Annotated in this window: 17 protein-coding genes; 11 read left to right on the top strand and 6 right to left on the bottom strand. The window is 68.8% G+C overall.

Annotation, left to right across the window (positions count from 1 at the left end):
• Positions 1–82: 82 nt before the first annotated feature.
• Positions 83–1,024: an ATP-dependent sacrificial sulfur transferase LarE gene (gene larE, locus DV707_RS01540; protein ID WP_103990935.1), complete on the bottom strand. Its 942-nt coding sequence runs from the start codon at positions 1,022–1,024 to the stop codon at positions 83–85.
• A gap of 282 nt (positions 1,025–1,306) precedes the next feature.
• On the opposite strand from larE, the gene DV707_RS01545 reads away from it, so the two are divergent.
• The 5 genes from DV707_RS01545 (at position 1,307) to rpiA (ending at position 6,438) form a co-directional block, all read left to right on the top strand.
• Complete coding sequence (locus tag DV707_RS01545) at positions 1,307–3,319, top strand: MutS-related protein (RefSeq protein WP_103990934.1); 2,013 nt, start codon at positions 1,307–1,309, stop codon at positions 3,317–3,319.
• Positions 3,320–3,528: 209 nt separating this feature from the next.
• Positions 3,529–4,041: a cytochrome b N-terminal domain-containing protein gene (locus DV707_RS01550; RefSeq protein ID WP_103990933.1), complete on the top strand. Its 513-nt coding sequence runs from the start codon at positions 3,529–3,531 to the stop codon at positions 4,039–4,041.
• 95 nt (positions 4,042–4,136) lie between these two features.
• Positions 4,137–4,448: a hypothetical protein gene (locus tag DV707_RS01555; RefSeq protein WP_235010731.1), complete on the top strand. Its 312-nt coding sequence runs from the start codon at positions 4,137–4,139 to the stop codon at positions 4,446–4,448.
• A gap of 99 nt (positions 4,449–4,547) precedes the next feature.
• The gene (locus DV707_RS01560; RefSeq protein WP_103990932.1) at positions 4,548–5,672 is read left to right on the top strand and encodes an ORC1-type DNA replication protein; all 1,125 of its coding nucleotides are present in this window, start codon (positions 4,548–4,550) and stop codon (positions 5,670–5,672) included.
• A 73-nt stretch (positions 5,673–5,745) separates the two neighbouring features.
• The gene (gene rpiA, locus DV707_RS01565; RefSeq protein ID WP_103991265.1) at positions 5,746–6,438 is read left to right on the top strand and encodes a ribose-5-phosphate isomerase RpiA; all 693 of its coding nucleotides are present in this window, start codon (positions 5,746–5,748) and stop codon (positions 6,436–6,438) included.
• Between the two features lie 102 nt (positions 6,439–6,540).
• On the opposite strand, the gene DV707_RS01570 is transcribed toward rpiA, so the two are convergent.
• The gene (locus DV707_RS01570) at positions 6,541–6,708 is read right to left on the bottom strand and encodes a DUF1931 family protein (protein ID WP_103990931.1); all 168 of its coding nucleotides are present in this window, start codon (positions 6,706–6,708) and stop codon (positions 6,541–6,543) included.
• Between the two features lie 307 nt (positions 6,709–7,015).
• Here DV707_RS01570 and larB point away from each other — a divergent pair, with 307 nt between their 5' ends.
• From larB to DV707_RS18880, 4 genes are all read left to right on the top strand, one after another.
• A complete protein-coding gene (gene larB, locus DV707_RS01575) occupies positions 7,016–7,780 on the top strand; it encodes a nickel pincer cofactor biosynthesis protein LarB (protein ID WP_103990930.1) in 765 nt (254 codons plus the stop codon).
• A 134-nt stretch (positions 7,781–7,914) separates the two neighbouring features.
• Complete coding sequence (locus tag DV707_RS19360; protein ID WP_425601423.1) at positions 7,915–8,064, top strand: DUF7563 family protein; 150 nt, start codon at positions 7,915–7,917, stop codon at positions 8,062–8,064.
• A 136-nt stretch (positions 8,065–8,200) separates the two neighbouring features.
• Positions 8,201–9,067, top strand: coding sequence for a 5'/3'-nucleotidase SurE (surE, locus tag DV707_RS01580; RefSeq protein ID WP_103990929.1), 867 nt, complete (start codon positions 8,201–8,203; stop codon positions 9,065–9,067).
• 150 nt (positions 9,068–9,217) lie between these two features.
• Complete coding sequence (locus tag DV707_RS18880; protein WP_235010751.1) at positions 9,218–9,421, top strand: GIY-YIG nuclease family protein; 204 nt, start codon at positions 9,218–9,220, stop codon at positions 9,419–9,421.
• Between the two features lie 156 nt (positions 9,422–9,577).
• Here the strand turns inward: DV707_RS18880 and DV707_RS01590 are convergent, their stop codons facing one another.
• Positions 9,578–9,784, bottom strand: coding sequence for a cold-shock protein (locus DV707_RS01590; protein ID WP_103990927.1), 207 nt, complete (start codon positions 9,782–9,784; stop codon positions 9,578–9,580).
• A 180-nt stretch (positions 9,785–9,964) separates the two neighbouring features.
• On the opposite strand from DV707_RS01590, the gene DV707_RS01595 reads away from it, so the two are divergent.
• Positions 9,965–10,234, top strand: coding sequence for a DUF7571 family protein (locus DV707_RS01595; RefSeq protein WP_103990926.1), 270 nt, complete (start codon positions 9,965–9,967; stop codon positions 10,232–10,234).
• Between the two features lie 6 nt (positions 10,235–10,240).
• Here the strand turns inward: DV707_RS01595 and DV707_RS01600 are convergent, their stop codons facing one another.
• From DV707_RS01600 to DV707_RS01610, 3 genes are all read right to left on the bottom strand, one after another.
• Entirely contained in the window at positions 10,241–12,154 is a 1,914-nt protein-coding gene (locus DV707_RS01600; protein WP_103990925.1) for an ABC transporter ATP-binding protein, read from the bottom strand.
• Positions 12,155–12,320: 166 nt separating this feature from the next.
• Positions 12,321–12,665 (bottom strand): carboxymuconolactone decarboxylase family protein, encoded by a 345-nt coding sequence (locus tag DV707_RS01605; protein WP_103990924.1) that lies wholly within the window; start codon positions 12,663–12,665, stop codon positions 12,321–12,323.
• A 99-nt stretch (positions 12,666–12,764) separates the two neighbouring features.
• Positions 12,765–13,307, bottom strand: a complete 543-nt coding sequence (locus tag DV707_RS01610; RefSeq protein WP_103990923.1) for an NADPH-dependent FMN reductase — start codon at positions 13,305–13,307, stop codon at positions 12,765–12,767.
• Positions 13,308–13,424: 117 nt separating this feature from the next.
• Here DV707_RS01610 and DV707_RS01615 point away from each other — a divergent pair, with 117 nt between their 5' ends.
• Positions 13,425–14,798, top strand: a complete 1,374-nt coding sequence (locus tag DV707_RS01615; protein ID WP_103990922.1) for a phosphoglucomutase/phosphomannomutase family protein — start codon at positions 13,425–13,427, stop codon at positions 14,796–14,798.
• Positions 14,799–14,804: the final 6 nt, after the last annotated feature.

Genomic DNA, 14,804 nt, shown 5'->3' on the forward strand with positions numbered 1-14,804 from the left:
TTCATACTGACTGCTGTAACCGTTTATCGGTGCTCACCACGCCCGGTGCGGTGAGCACCGGTAAGGACTACAGCCGCCAGTATCACTCGCTGGCGGTCGGGTACTCCGCCGAGAACACGTCTTCGACGAGCGGTTCGTCGTCGTCGCTTCCGCTCGCCTCGCTATCTCCCTCCGCCTCGTCCCCGCCGTCGCTCGGACTGACACTGCCGGTCTGATACCCGTGCAGATCCAGCGTCACGTGCTCGAAGCCGAGGTCCGCGAGGTGCTCGCGCACGGCGACGGCGAAGTCGTGATTCAGGGCGGCCTCCAGCTCCTCGCTCGCGATCTCGATGCGGGCGAGGCCGTCGTGATCGCGGACGCGGAACTGCGAGAAGCCCCACTCTCGGAGCACGCGCTCGGCCTTCTCGACGCGCGAGAGTCGCTCTGTCGTCACTTCCAGTCCCGTCGGGATCCGCGAGGAGAGACACGCCATCGAGGGCTTGTCCGCGACAGAGAGATCGAAGGCGTCGGCGATTTCTCTGACCTCCTCCTTCCCGATTCCCGCTTCCAAAAGCGGCGAGCGGACGTCTAATTCCTCGACGGCGCGGAGCCCCGGGCGGTGTCCCTCGCCCGGATCGGAGGCGTTGGTCCCGTCGCAGACCGTGCCGATTCCCAGCTCCCGCGCCGCCTCGTACATCCGGCCGAGGCGCATCGTTCGGCAGTGATAGCACCGGTCACCATCGTTCTCGACGAAGTCGGGGTTGTCGAGCTCGGAGAACTCGACGATCTCGTGGCGGATCCCGATCTCCGCCGCGACCCGACGGGCGTCGTCGAGTTCGGCCGCCGGCAGCGTCTCCGACTTGGCCGTGCACGCGACGGCGTCGTCGCCGAGGGCCTCGTGTGCCAGCGCGGCGACGACCGAGGAGTCGACGCCGCCGGAGAAGGCGACGAGAACGCCGTCACACTCCGAGAGCGAGTCGCGGACGGCGGCGGCCTTCCCCGTCGCGTCCTCCGCGACCGGTTCCGGGTCCGTCTGGGTTGCCATACCCGACGTATCCGGTGCAGCGGCAAAAACACGTTGTCGTCGGCCGCGGTACTGTTTAGTTAAGATTGAAATCACCGAGAAAGGTACGAAGAAGGCTTCCATTCCCGCCCGGTAGCGGGTCTTCGGCCGCAATCGCGTAACTAATCACGGCCTCGGCCGCGGACCGACCCGAGATCGCCGGTCCAGTTCCGCGGGGCACACGACGGGATGACGATGTTGTCCGGAACCGTGGCCCGATCGGACCCGTAACGTTTTGTCGGATCGGGAGCGAAGCCAGTCCGAATGGAGTTCGAGGCCATCCCGGGCGTCGGCGAGAAGACGGCGGCGGCGCTGTCGGAACTCGACGACGCCGAACGGGCGCTCAGAGAGGGCGACGTCGCCACGTTGACGCGCGCCCCCGGCGTCTCGGAGGGGCGAGCGGCGGCCGTCGCGCGCGGGGCGATCCGCCGCCGACACGACGACGACGGCGACTTCCTCGCGACCGATCGGGCGCGGGAGGTGTACGAGGACGCGCTCGGCCTCTTACGCGAGCGGACCGTCACCGACTACGCCGCGAAGCGGATCGCCACGTTCTACCCCACCGACTCGGCCTCGCGGATCGCGGAGGTCCGCGAGTTCGTCGAGCGCGCGACCGACCGCGACCCCGACCCCGACGTCCTCGACGCGCTCTCGGGCGTCGAACCGCTCTCCCCGCCCGCCACGCGTCGAGTCCGCGACCGCTGTCTCGCCACCGCCGACGCCGAGCGGTTCGCCGCGGCGGAGGAGGCGTTCCCCGAACTCTCGGTGGAGGTCGTCGAGGACGCCCGCGGGCTCGCGGAACTCGCCCGCTCGTACTCGACGGTCGTCGCGCTCGACGAGCAGTTCGCCGGGATCGACGTCGAGGGCGACGTCCGCGTGCGGCCCGACGCGATGGAGAGCCCCGACGAGATCGTCCCCGAGCGCGTCCTCGCGTTCTTCGCGGAGAACCGCTCGCGGGTCCTCGCGGCCGCGGCGGTGCACGAGGCCGCGGACCTGGACCCCCCCTGCGACCTCGACGCGCTGCGGGACGCGCTCGACCGCCTCGACGACGACGGGACCATCGTCGGCGACGCGGAACTCGACCGACTGGTGACGGCCGTCGACGACCTCGACGCGACGGTCTCGACGGCCGAGTCCGTCGCCAACGACCGGCTCCGGGAGGCGATCCGCGAGCGCGACGTGACGATCGAGGGGACGGACTTCCTCTCTCTGGTCGAGCAGGGCGCGCGGGTCGACTCGCTGCTCGACCGGGAGCTGGAGGACGAGTACGACGACGCCGTCGCCGCCGCGCGCGAGCACCTCGTCGACGCGCTCGACCTCCGACCCGAGGAGGCGGACTTCGCAGAGCGGGCGTTTCCCGACGACCCGGCGTTTCCGGTCGAGCACGAGCCGTCGGTGATCTCGCGGCTCCGGACCGAACTGAAAGCCGGTCGCGACCGCCGAGCCGCGCGGCTCAAGCGCGACCTCGCGGCGGACCTCTCGGCGCTCCGCGACCCGGTCGAGGAACTCGTCCGCGAGGCGCTCGAACTCGACGTCGAACTCGCGGTCGCGCGCTTCGCCGCGGACTTCGAGTGCACGCTGCCGTCGTTCGTCGATATCGACGGCGCGGACGTCACGGGGGAAGCGAGTCCCGAGAGCCACGGCTTCGCGATCGAGGGCGGCCGCTCGCCGCTCTTGGACGTCGACTTCGCCGACGTCGACCCCGTCGACTACCGGGTGTCGGGGGCGACGCTCCTCTCGGGCGTCAACTCCGGCGGGAAGACGTCGACGCTCGATCTGGTCGCGCTCGTCGTCGTCCTCGCGCAGATGGGGCTTCCGGTCCCCGCCGAGCGCGTCGAACTCGAACGCTTCTCGGAACTGCACTACTACGCGAAGACGCAGGGGACGCTCGACGCCGGCGCGTTCGAGAGCACGCTGCGGGACTTCCGCGCACTCGCCGACGGGGAGACGAACCGACTGGTCCTCGTCGACGAACTGGAGAGCATCACCGAACCCGGCGCGTCGGCGAAGATCGTCGCCGGAATCTTAGAAGCGCTCGACGAGCAGGCCGCGACGGCCGTCTTCGTCTCGCACCTCGCCGGCGAGATCCGCGAGGCCGCCGGCTTCGACGTCGCCGTCGACGGCATCGAGGCGCTGGGGCTCGAAGACGGCGAACTCGTCGTGAACCGCTCGCCGGTGAAGGACCACCTCGCGCGCTCGACGCCCGAACTCATCGTCGAGAAACTCGCCGACGACGACGGGTCGGGATTCTACGACCGACTCTTAGAGAAGTTCTGAGGGCGGTCGACTGCGTCGCTCTCGTGGTTCGCGTCCTCTCGGTTTCGAGGGGTGATCGGGAGTATCGTAGCCAACCGGCGGTCCACGGACCCTCGGCCGGCCGCGGTCATCGATTCGCGTGAAACCGAATCTGTGGACCTCGCCGACGATCCCTCGGAGATCCCGAAAACATACGGACCGCGGTTCGCATAGTCCTCCGTGACTCCGCTATGAACCGATCGGACCCTCCACACTCGACCCCGAAGGTGGCCCTCGTCGGCCTCGTCGCCGCCCTCGCCGCCGTCGACCTCGTGCTACTCGTCGCGACGACGTCGCGAACGGAGTTGCTGCGGCTTCTGCTCGCGGTCGGCGCGTTCGGCGTGCCGTTTCTCGGACTCATCCTCGGCCTCGCCGACAGACCGCTTTACGCGGTCGGCGCCGTTCTCTCGCTGCCGCTCGCGGCGTTGTACGCCTACACCGGACTGTTGCTGCCGTGGACGCAGCTCTCCTTCTCGCTCGGCCAGGCCGGGCTCGAACTGCTTCTCGCGGTTCCGGTCCTCGGCGAACCGCTGGCGACCGCGCTGTTCGGCGGCGTCACGCTCGGTCAGGCGACGCTCCGGGCGTCGTTCCGGTATCATTACGCCATCGTCGCGCTCGGCGTCGTCGGGGTCGCAGCGGCGGTCGCGAGGGTCGGGTGGCGGCGCTCGGATTTTGCCCCCTCCGGGGACAGCCCCGGAAACTGATGCCGCGTCGAAGCCGCCGACGGAACCGGACCGGCCGCCCCCGTGACGTCTCGTCCGCCTCCCGCATTTTTCACGCAGCGGCCGGTGTGTCGGGTATGGTCCCCGACCGCTCCGCCGGTTCCTCCGGTCACGCCGAAACCGACGAAACGTCCGCCGAGGATGTCGACGCCGCCGCGTACGACCTGATCTACCGAGCGACCCGCGATGCGATCTGGGACGTGCTCGGGACGGCCACCCTGATCCTCTTTCACCTGGTACTGGCCGCGATTTCCCTCTCGATCGCCGTCGGCGGGATCGGCCCGTTCCTCCGCGGCTCGGCGTCGTACGCGGCGCTGGGGGTCGGTGTCGTGGCGCTCGCGGTCGGCGTCTTCGCCGCCGTCCGCGTCTACCGGCTCGTCACCGAGTGACGGCGCTCGTCGCGGTTAGCCGCCGGATACGTCACCTGACGCGACAGCGACCGCGCTCCTGGGGAACGATTAAGTAGACTCCTGATCCAGATCCAAGCGATGAGGGACGACCCCGACGAGGGGATGCTGTCGTGGGACGAGACCGTCTTCCGCGACGAACACGTCTTCGAGATCGACTACGTCCCCGAGACGTTCGAACACCGCGAGAGCCAACTGGAGAGCCTGAAGTACGCGCTCCGGCCGGCCGTCCGCGGGTCGCGGCCGCTGAACACGATGGTTCGCGGGCCGCCGGGGACGGGCAAGACGACCGCGGTTCAGAAACTGTTCGGCGAACTCGGTGCCCAGAGCGGCGTCCAGACCGTCCGCGTGAACTGCCAGGTCGACTCGACGCGCTACGCCGTCTTCTCGCGCATCTTCGAGGCGATCTTCGCGTACGAACCCCCGTCGTCGGGCATCTCGTTCAAGAAGCTGTTCGGGCAGATCACCGACCGCCTCGTCGAGGAGGAGCAGGTCCTCGCGGTCGCCCTCGACGACGTGAACTACCTCTTCTACGAGAACGAGGTCTCCGACACGCTGTACTCGCTGCTCCGGGCTCACGAGGCACACTCGGGAGCCCGAATCGGCGTCGTCGTCGTCTCCTCGGACCTCTCGCTGGACGTGATCGACGAACTCGACACCCGCGTCCAGAGCGTCTTCCGCCCCGAGGAGGTGTACTTCCCCGTCTACGACGTCGACGAGATCGTCGACATCCTGCGCGAGCGGGTCGAACGCGGCTTCCACGACGGCGTCGTGGGTCCGCAAGAGCTCGATCGGGTCGCCGAACTGACGTCCGAGAGCGGCGACCTCCGGGTGGGGATCGACCTCCTCCGACGCGCCGGCCTCCACGCGGAGATGCGCGCGAGCCGCACCGTCGGCGTCGAGGACGTCGAGGCCGCCTACGAGAAGTCGAAGTACGTTCACCTCTCGCGAAGCCTCCGCGGGCTCTCCGAGCGCGAGCGCGAACTCGTCCGCGTCGTCGCCGAACACGACGGCGACCAGGCCGGCGAGGTCTACGAGGCGTTCCACGACGAGACCGACCTTGGCTACACCCGCTACTCGGAGATCGTCAACAAACTCGACAAACTCGGCCTCCTCGACGCCGACTACGCCGACATCGAGGGGCGCGGGCGGTCGCGCTCGCTGTCGCTGTCGTACGACGCCGACGCGGTCTTAGACCGACTGTAGCCGCCCATCGTCTCGGTCGACAACCCACCCCGAGAGCGGAAGTTTTGTGCCGCGCCTCGTCGAGACGACGCGTATGAAGACGACCGGCGGAACGGACGACCAGAAGCGACGCGCCGGGGAGCGGGCCGCCGAACTCGTCGCCGAGGGCGACGTCGTCGGCCTCGGAACCGGGAGCACCGCGGCCCACGCGATCCGGGCGATCGGCCGGGCCGTCGACGAGGGCCTCGACGTCCGGGGCGTCCCGACCTCGTTCGACTCGCGGGCGCTCGCCCGCCAATCCGGGATTCCGATCTGTTCTCTCGACGAGGTCGACGGCGTCGATCTCGCGATCGACGGCGCAGACCAGATCGACGCCGACCTCAGCGCGATCAAGGGCGGCGGAGCGGCCCACGCCCGCGAGAAGGTCGTCGACGCCGCGGCCGACCGGTTCGTCGTCGTCGCCGACCCCTCGAAGGTCGCCGAGTCGCTGTCGCGTCCCGTCCCCGTCGAGGTCCTCCCCGACACCCACGCGGCGGTCGAGCGGGACCTCGAAGGCCTCGGCGGCGCTCCGACGCTCCGGCGGGCCGAGCGGAAGGACGGTCCCGTCGTCACCGACAACGGGAACCTCCTCCTCGACTGCGACTTCGGCGTCGTCGAGGACCCCGCGTCGCTTTCGACGGCGCTGTCGGGACTGCCGGGCGTCGTCGAACACGGCCTCTTCGTCGATCTCGTCGATACGGTCTACGTCGGCACCGACGACGGCGTCGACGTTCGAGAGCGGGGCTGACGCGCTTCTTTTCCGGCCGCTCTTTCGCGTTGAGGCTCCGCTATCGGCGGAGCGGCGGCTGCACGTGTGGGTATCGCAAAAAATCGGGGTCGAGTCGCCGACTTACAGGTCGCGGGGCTGGACCGTCTTGCGGTCGTTCTGTTCCGCACGACGGGCAGCGTCTTCGAGCAGTTCGTCGACTTCTTCGTCGAGCGCGTCGTAGAAGTCAGAAGCAACGTTTTTGTCCTGGAGCGCTTCCTTCACGGCCGCTTTGACAATAAGGTCTGCCATACACCTCCCTCTATATCGGCACTATATAAAAAGATTTTCCAAAACGCCCGCCTCTCCGTCCGTGCGCGTCGTCTGTAGCGTTTGCCAGGGGAATAATTTATATACCCGGGTGTCACATTAGAACGGTCAGCGAACTTCGGCCGATTCGGCGGTCGTCACGCGCTGAGCCGAGTGGTTGGGCCGGCTGATAGCGCGGGAGTGAGTCGGCCCGGTCCGCCACGCGCCCGGCCGCTCCCCGCTGCCGGACGTTCACTCGTTTCGACCGCCAAGCGATAGGTACGTCCCGCTCGGCGCCCGAACGGGACGTATGCGCGAACTGCTCGAAGCCGTCGCGGCGGGAGAACTCTCGCCGACGGAGGCCGAGGCTCGACTGGCCGGATACGTGACGACCGACGCGGGACGGTTCGACGCCGCACGCGAACACCGACGCGGTGCGCCGGAGGGCATCCTCGCCGAGGGCAAGACCCCCGCCGAGGTCGCGACGCTCGCCACTGCCGCGCTCGACTCGACCGGCCGCGCGATCGTCACGCGGGTCGCCGCCGCGGACGTCGCCGCCGTCGAGGAGGTCGTCGACGAGTCGGTCGACGTCGTCCACGACGAGCGGGCGAGCACGCTGGTCGCCCGACGCGCGGACTACGAACCGCCGAGGCTGGATGCGACCGCCGCCATCGTCACCGGCGGGACCGCGGACGCCGCCGTCGCCGGCGAGGCCGCGACGGTCTTGGAGGCGATGGGCGCGACCGTCGAACGGATCGACGACGTCGGGGTGGCCCACCTCGGTCGGATTCTGGACCACCTCGACGCGCTCCGCGCGGCGGACGTCCTCGTCGTCGCCGCCGGGCGGGAGGGCGCGCTCCCGACCGTCGTGGCCGGCCTCGTCGACACGCCCGTGATCGGCGTGCCCGTCTCGACGGGCTACGGCCACGGCGGCGACGGGGCGGCGGCGCTGTCGGGGATGCTGCAGTCCTGTACCGTCCTCTCGGTCGTCAACGTCGACGCCGGGTTCGTCGCCGGCACGCAGGCGGGACTCGTCGCCCGCGCCGTCAGCGACGCCCGCGCCGGAGCGGAGTGACTGCCGGCTCGGACGCCTCTCTTGTCACGCGTGCGCCTCTCGCTACTCGCTCTCTCGCGCGCGTGCGCGGAAAGCCCTATAAGTCGCGGGTCCGTATGGGAGTCACCGGCAAATGGTGGCTGCCGGACACACGCATGCCAAGTTGTGACCACTGCGGGTCACACGTCTCCGACCGCTTCGCGCGCGTGTTCGCCGACAAGCAAGGGCGACTCCTCGCCTGTCCAAACTGCTCGGCGAACGCGGGTATCGCGGAGGTCGCACGGCGACGCACCCGCACAGCGTGACCACTGAAACGGAAACAGACCACCACGCGAAGCCGACTCCCGTTTTCGATCGGGCGGACGAACCACCCCCCGATCGGCGTATCCACGACCGCTCCGGACCGGAAGGGCTACCTTGCTCTCCGCGAACTCATCCCCAATGAGCGACGGTCCCGCGATCCTCCTGACCAACGACGACGGCATCGATGCGCCGGGCATCGCGACGCTCCGGACGGAACTCACCGCACTCGGTGACGTCACGGTCGTCGCCCCCGACGCGAACCAGAGCGGCGTGGGCCGCACCCGGAGCCACACGGCCCGCATCCGCGAGCACCCCTGGGGGTACCGGCTCTCCGGCACGCCCGCCGACTGCGTCGCCTACGGCCTGCGAGGGCTGGAGACCGACTTCGACGTCGTCGTCTCCGGCGTCAACAACGGCCCGAACGCCGGCAACTACGTCGTCGGGCGCTCCGGCACCGTCGGCGCGGGCATCGAAGCGGCGTTCCTCGGCACGCCCGCGCTCGCCATCTCGGCGTACCACTCGACGGACTTCTTCCTCTCGCCGCCGGAGGAGTACGACTTCGCCCGCCCCGCCCGGATCGCCGCGCGACTCGTCTCGCGGGCGCTCGAATCCGGCGTCTACGACGACGTCGACCTGCTGAACGTCAACGCGCCCGTGGACGCGCCGTCGCCGCCGGTCATCCTCACCGAACCGTACCACGACTACGGACAGCACGTCGAACCCGCCGACCCCGAGACGCTCGACGAGGGGGAGATCGACGCCGACGGCGGGGAGTTGGCCGCGGACGAACAGATCGTCCACCTCCACGACCGGACGTGGCCGGGCGTGGTCGGCTGGGAGAACCCGTTTCCGCCGACGGACGAACACCGCGAGCGCTACCCCGTCGGGACGGACCGCCGCGCGATGGTCGACGCCTCGGTGAGCGTCTCGCCGCTCGCGGTGACCCACGCCTCGCCCGACAGCGCCGCGCTGGCGGAGGTCGTCGAAACGATCGACGTGGAGTGACTGTAGCGACCGATGCCCGATGCCGACGCCGACGGAACGACGTTCGAGGCCGACGCCGACGGAACGACGTCCGATGCCGACACTCACGGGACGACCGCCGTCCCCGACGCCGACCACTACGTCTACGTCCTAGCGTGCGCCGACGGCTCGCTGTACACCGGCTACACGACCGACGTCGAGCGCCGGGTCGCCGAACACGACGCCGGCGAGGGCGCGAAGTACACCCGCGGCCGGACGCCCGTCGAACTGGTCCACGTCGAGTCTTTCGATTCGAAGTCGGCTGCGATGTCTCGCGAGTACGAAATCAAGCAGTTCTCGCGCGCCGAGAAGGAGCGGCTGGTCGGCCTCGACTAGTCGAAACCGCTCTCACGCGTCTGGACCGTCCACACGGGTATCGTGGCGACCGATCTGCAGCGCGGACACAGCGCGTACGCTGCTGTAGCTCCGATTGTGACTGTCTGAGAGAACGAGTCATCGACCATCGCTACGAACGACGGGCGAGATGGGTCGTTAGTTGCGGACGAGGTTCGTCGCGCGCGGTCCCTTGGGGGACGATTCGATCTCGAACTCGACTTCCTGCCCCTCTTCGAGGTCCGGACCGCCGACGTCCTCCATGTGGAAGAACACGTCCTCGTCGTCGTCGACAGCGTCGTCGTCAGTCGAAATGAAACCGTAGCCGCCAGTGTCGTTGAAGAAATCAACTTTACCGTTTGCCATTACAAAATAACGGAGTCGCCTTTCGGGGATAACGCTTCCGAGGGTCGAGGTACCACGAGGGTCGGCGACTGCGGATGCGGATGTGACCCGTTCGAGCCCCCAGCCGTTCGGAGTGCGGTAACCACTCCGTTTCGGAGGCAGGTATTTACCGTGTGAACGCGTGGCGTACCGTGCATCGCTATGAAACCGTGTCACAGCTGCCAGTCGGTCATCGACGAGTATCTCTTGGATAAACAACTCGAACCGCTGCGCGAACTCACGGCCGACGACTTCAACGTCTGTGCGGACTGCGCGACCATCGTCGCGGACGCGTGCGTGGAGTGCGGCGGCGCGGTGTACGTTCCTCGGAGCGGGTCCGTTACTCCCGACTACTGCCCGGCGTGTCGTTCCGACCTGATCGACCGCACCGGTCACGATCCCGGCTGGACGTGCAGTCACGTGTCCGGCTGAGCGACGCTACCCCGCTCGATCCGCGCTGACCGTTGCGGACTCGTCGATCTGGGCGTCCCACAGCGCGGCGTACTCCCCGGATCCGGCGAGTAACTCGTCGTGGGTGCCCGATTCGACGATCTCGCCGTCGTCGAGGACGACGACCCGGTCGGCGTCCCGGATCGTCGAGAGGCGGTGCGCGATGACGAAGGCGGTCCGGTCCTCGATCAGCCGATCGATGCTCTCTTTGATCCGCTCTTCGGTCTCGGTGTCGACGTCGCTGGTCGCCTCGTCGAAGACGATGATCGCCGGATCGTTGAGCAGCGCCCGCGCGATCGCGATCCGCTGTCGCTGGCCGCCGGAGAGCTTGATCCCCCGCTCGCCGATCTGGGTCTCGTAGCCGTCCGGGAGGTCGGCGACGAAGTCGTGGGCGGCCGCGGCTTTCGCGGCCGAGACGACGCGGTCGCGGTGCTCCCGGTCGCCGTGGCGCTCGGCGGCGAGCACCTCGCTGTCGCCGTAGGCGATGTTCTCGGCGACGGTCCCCGAGAAGAGGTAGGGGTTCTGCTCGACGACCGCGATCTCCTCGCGGAGCGCCTGGAGGTCGTACTCCCTGACGTCCCGGCCGTCCACGGAGACGGACCCCTCGTCGACGTCGTGCAGCCGCGGGACGAGTTTCACGAGCGTCGACTTCCCGGCTCCGGTCGCGCCGGCGAGGCCGATCGTCGCGCCGCTCGGAACGTCCAGTGAGACGTTCCGGAGGACCGACTCGCGGTCGTCGTAACTGAACGAGACGTCCTCGAACGTCACGCGGCCGTCGATCCCGTCGGGCACGTACGGGTCCGCGGGTTCGGTGACGGTCGGCTCGCGGCCGAGCAGGCCGAACACCCGTTCGGCGCTGGACTTGGCGAGCTGGTACTTGTTGGCCGATCGGCCGATCCGACGCATCGGCGAGTACAGCCGACGGAGGTACAGGAAGAACGCCGCGAACGCCCCCGTCGAGATCAGGGCCGCTTCCCCGGGCGGCGTCGTGATGATGGCCCGGCCGCCGACGAAGAGAACGAGGACGAACACGACGCCGGTGAGCAGTCGGAGCGCGGCGAAGAACCCCCGGCGGATGCGCAGCGCGGCGACCTTCTCGTCGTGGTACGCCTCGCTCTGCTCGGCGACGCGGTCGCGCTCGAAGGCGTACCGGTTGAACGACTTCACGACGGCGACGCCGCCGAGGTTGTTTTCTAACCGAGTGTTGAGCCGGGCGACCGTCTCCCGGAGCGACTTGTAGCGCGGTTCGATCCACCGGAGGAACAGCACGCTGCCGAGGCCGATCACGGGGACGGGAGCCAGCGCGATGAGCGCGAGCGTCGGCGCGTAGTACCAGAGGATGGCCGCGATCCCCCCGACGGTCGCGACGACGCGGATGAGCTGGCGGAACTCGGTGTTGAGAAACTGCTCCAACCGGTTGATGTCGCTGTTGAGAATCGACATCAACCCGCCGGTCTGGTGGTCGGCGAAGAAGTCCATCGAGAGGTGCTGGAGGTGATCGTACGTGTCGTCGCGGAGGTCGCGCTGGATCTTCTGTGCGGACGACTGTAGCAGATACCGCGACCCGAACCGCGTGACAGAGCGCAGGAGGTACGCCAGCGCCGCGATCGCGACGAGGCGCTGGAGGAACGCCAACCGGGCGGCCTCGCCGGTGATCGCCCCGCCCGGCAAGAGCCCCGCCTCGGTCAGCAGTCCCGGCTCCTCGGCCCCGAGGACGATCCGATCGATGGTCGTCGCGACGATGATCGGCGGGACCAGCCGCGCGAACCGGGTCCCGATCGCCGCGATCACGCCAAGCGTGATCCGGGGCCAGTAGGGGCGAGCGTAGCCGAGCAGGCTCCGCATCGGGTGGCCGTCGACCGTCTCGCTGACGTCCGAAAAGCCGCCGTCTTCGTCGGTCACGCGTGCGGTACCCGACGGTGTGCGCCGTTACCCGTCCGCTCGACACCGGATCTCTCACTCATAATCGAGACACGTCGGCCGAACGTGTCGGACCCAGACAAAGGTGTTGTTCGCCCCCGCGATACGCCGGAACTCGACCGCTTTTCGGCTCGGTCGGTCCCGAGTGCTACTCGGCTCGCTCGGCTTCGAGCGCTTCGAGCGTCCGGTAGGCTTCGACGGCGTAGGTCATCGCGGGGCCGCCGCCCATCACGACGGCGATCTTCAACGCGTCGACGATCTCCTCGTGAGTCGCGCCGGCCTCCAGCGCGGCATCGGTGTGCCAGAGGATGCAGTGATCGCACCTGACGACCACCGAGATCGCCAGCGACAGCAGCTCCTTCGTCTTGTTGTCGATCGTCTCGGTCGCCTCCGCCGACTCGACGAAGCCGACGAACGACTCCAGTTCCGGCGCTTCTTCGATCAGATCGCCCAGCGACTCCTTGAGTGCTGTGAGCTCTTGCGTGCGGGACATCGTTCGAAACGTCGCCGAGATAACACATATATCCCGCGTGAGATTCTCACCGCGTAACAACGGTCTCACGCGCCGATCGCCGGGTGTCCGAGCCGTCGCTCAGCCTCTCGAATCCGGATGCAGCCGCCGCGCCTCCTCGACGACCGCTACGCCCAGTTCTTCGAGTCGCCGTCGCGCGTCGGCGTCGGTGAGGCGGTCGCCGTCGTACTTCTTCGAGGCGTTCCGGACGCCCACCTGTTCCGGAACCGTGTGGCCGTGGACGCCCCGGACCGTGCTCCGCATGTGTTCCAACGTCGGGCCGTAGGAGCCGCCGCCGGCGGTCGCGACCAGGCCGACGGCCGTGTCTCGAAACTCCTCTTTCGAGCAGTAGTCGTGGAAGTTGCGGAACGTCGAGGAGTACGAGCCGTGGTAGACGGGCGAGCCCAGGACGACCGCCTCGGCCTCGCGGACGCGACGCGTCAGCGCGGCCGAGTCGCCCTGCTCGTCGCGGTCGGGGTGATACAGCGGGAGGTCGACCGCGCCGAGGTCGATCATCCCCGTTTCGACGCCCATCTCGCCCGCGGCGTCGAGGACGACCCGCAGGGACTTCTTCGTGTAACTCCGTTCGCGCCGGCTCCCGGAGACCGCGAGGAGCGTGGTCATTGCCCACTCTCGGTGTTCGAGAGCGAAAAGAACCGCGGGTCCGGCGGATGGTGGCACCGCCGACGCGGCGCGCGGCCTCGCCGCATCTTTTTATCCGATGCTGGACACAGATTCGGTATGGACGCCATCTCCTTCGGCACGGACGGCTGGCGGGCGACGCTCGACATCTTCACCGACGAGCGCGTGCGGATCGTCGGGCAGGCGGTCGCCGACTACCTCGCCGACGAGGGCTACGACGACCCCGTCGTGATCGGTTACGACGCCCGTCAGAGTTCCGAGGGGTTCGCCGACACGTTGGCCGACGTGCTCACGGGCAATGGGTTCGACGTCCTCCTCCCAAAGCGCGACTGTCCGACGCCGCTCGTCGCGCACGCCATCGTCGACCGCGGGCTCTCCGGCGGGCTGATGATCACGGCCTCGCACAACCCCCCCAAGTACAACGGCGTGAAGTTCATCCCCGCCGACGGCGCGCCGGCGCTCCCGGCGGTGACCGACGCCGTCGCAGAGCGGCTCGCGGAGCCGAAACTCCGCCCCGAGGACGAACGCGGGAGCGTCAGGCGGGTCGACCTCGTGACGCCGCACGCCGAGCGGGCCCGCGAACTCGTCGACGCGGACCTCTCGGGGCTCACGGTCGTCCACGACGCGATGCACGGCTCCGGCCGCGGCGTCACCGACGAACTCCTCCGCTCGGCCGGCGCGGAGGTGTTCAACGTCCGCGACGACCGCGACCCCGAGTTCGGGGGGACGCCGCCGGAGCCGAGCGCCGAGAACCTCGGGCCGCTCGTCGAGGCGGTGGACAGGTACGACGCCGACCTCGGGGTCGCCAACGACGGCGACTCCGACCGCGTCGCGTTCGTGACGCCCGAGCGCGGCCACTTAGATGAAAACCTCTTCTTCGCCGCCGCCTACGACTACCTGCTGGAGTCCGATTCCGGCCCGGCGATCCGGACGGTCTCGACGACGTTCCTGATCGACCGGATCGCCGAGGCGCACAACGAGGAGGTGTTCGAGACGGCGGTCGGGTTCAAGTGGGTCGCGGAGGCGATGGGCGAACACGACGCGCTGATGGGGGGCGAGGAGTCCGGCGGGTTCTCGATCCGCGGGCACGTACGCGAGAAGGACGGCGTCCTGATGGGGCTGCTCGGCGCGGCCGCGACGGCCGCCGAACCGATGGACGACCGGGTCGACCGCCTGCTCGACGCCCACGGCGACATCGTCGCCGACAAGATCGGCCTCGACTGCCCGGACTCGGAGAAGGAACGCGTGATCTCCGAACTCGACGACGTGCTCCCGGACCAGATCGCCGACCGCGACATCGCGGAGGTGGTGACCCTCGACGGCTTCAAACTCCTTCTCGAGGACGGCTCGTGGCTCCTCGTTCGCCCCTCCGGGACCGAACCCAAGATTCGGATCTACGCCGAGGCCGCGAGCCAGGAGCGCGCGGACGCGTTGCTGGCGGCGGGCCGGGAGTTGGTCGAGCCGCTCATTTGATGATGA

Origin of the sequence: Halobellus limi (assembly GCF_004799685.1) — an archaeon.
Classification (GTDB): domain Archaea; phylum Halobacteriota; class Halobacteria; order Halobacteriales; family Haloferacaceae; genus Haloquadratum; species Haloquadratum limi.

Coding starts and splice junctions, on each gene's coding strand:
- larE (WP_103990935.1), bottom strand. CDS start 1,024: ATGGCAACCCAGACGGACCCGGAACCGGTCGCGGAGGACGCGACGGGG.
- DV707_RS01545 (WP_103990934.1), top strand. CDS start 1,307: ATGGAGTTCGAGGCCATCCCGGGCGTCGGCGAGAAGACGGCGGCGGCG.
- DV707_RS01550 (WP_103990933.1), top strand. CDS start 3,529: ATGAACCGATCGGACCCTCCACACTCGACCCCGAAGGTGGCCCTCGTC.
- DV707_RS01555 (WP_235010731.1), top strand. CDS start 4,137: ATGGTCCCCGACCGCTCCGCCGGTTCCTCCGGTCACGCCGAAACCGAC.
- DV707_RS01560 (WP_103990932.1), top strand. CDS start 4,548: ATGAGGGACGACCCCGACGAGGGGATGCTGTCGTGGGACGAGACCGTC.
- rpiA (WP_103991265.1), top strand. CDS start 5,746: ATGAAGACGACCGGCGGAACGGACGACCAGAAGCGACGCGCCGGGGAG.
- DV707_RS01570 (WP_103990931.1), bottom strand. CDS start 6,708: ATGGCAGACCTTATTGTCAAAGCGGCCGTGAAGGAAGCGCTCCAGGAC.
- larB (WP_103990930.1), top strand. CDS start 7,016: ATGCGCGAACTGCTCGAAGCCGTCGCGGCGGGAGAACTCTCGCCGACG.
- DV707_RS19360 (WP_425601423.1), top strand. CDS start 7,915: ATGCCAAGTTGTGACCACTGCGGGTCACACGTCTCCGACCGCTTCGCG.
- surE (WP_103990929.1), top strand. CDS start 8,201: ATGAGCGACGGTCCCGCGATCCTCCTGACCAACGACGACGGCATCGAT.
- DV707_RS01590 (WP_103990927.1), bottom strand. CDS start 9,784: ATGGCAAACGGTAAAGTTGATTTCTTCAACGACACTGGCGGCTACGGT.
- DV707_RS01595 (WP_103990926.1), top strand. CDS start 9,965: ATGAAACCGTGTCACAGCTGCCAGTCGGTCATCGACGAGTATCTCTTG.
- DV707_RS01605 (WP_103990924.1), bottom strand. CDS start 12,665: ATGTCCCGCACGCAAGAGCTCACAGCACTCAAGGAGTCGCTGGGCGAT.
- DV707_RS01610 (WP_103990923.1), bottom strand. CDS start 13,307: ATGACCACGCTCCTCGCGGTCTCCGGGAGCCGGCGCGAACGGAGTTAC.
- DV707_RS01615 (WP_103990922.1), top strand. CDS start 13,425: ATGGACGCCATCTCCTTCGGCACGGACGGCTGGCGGGCGACGCTCGAC.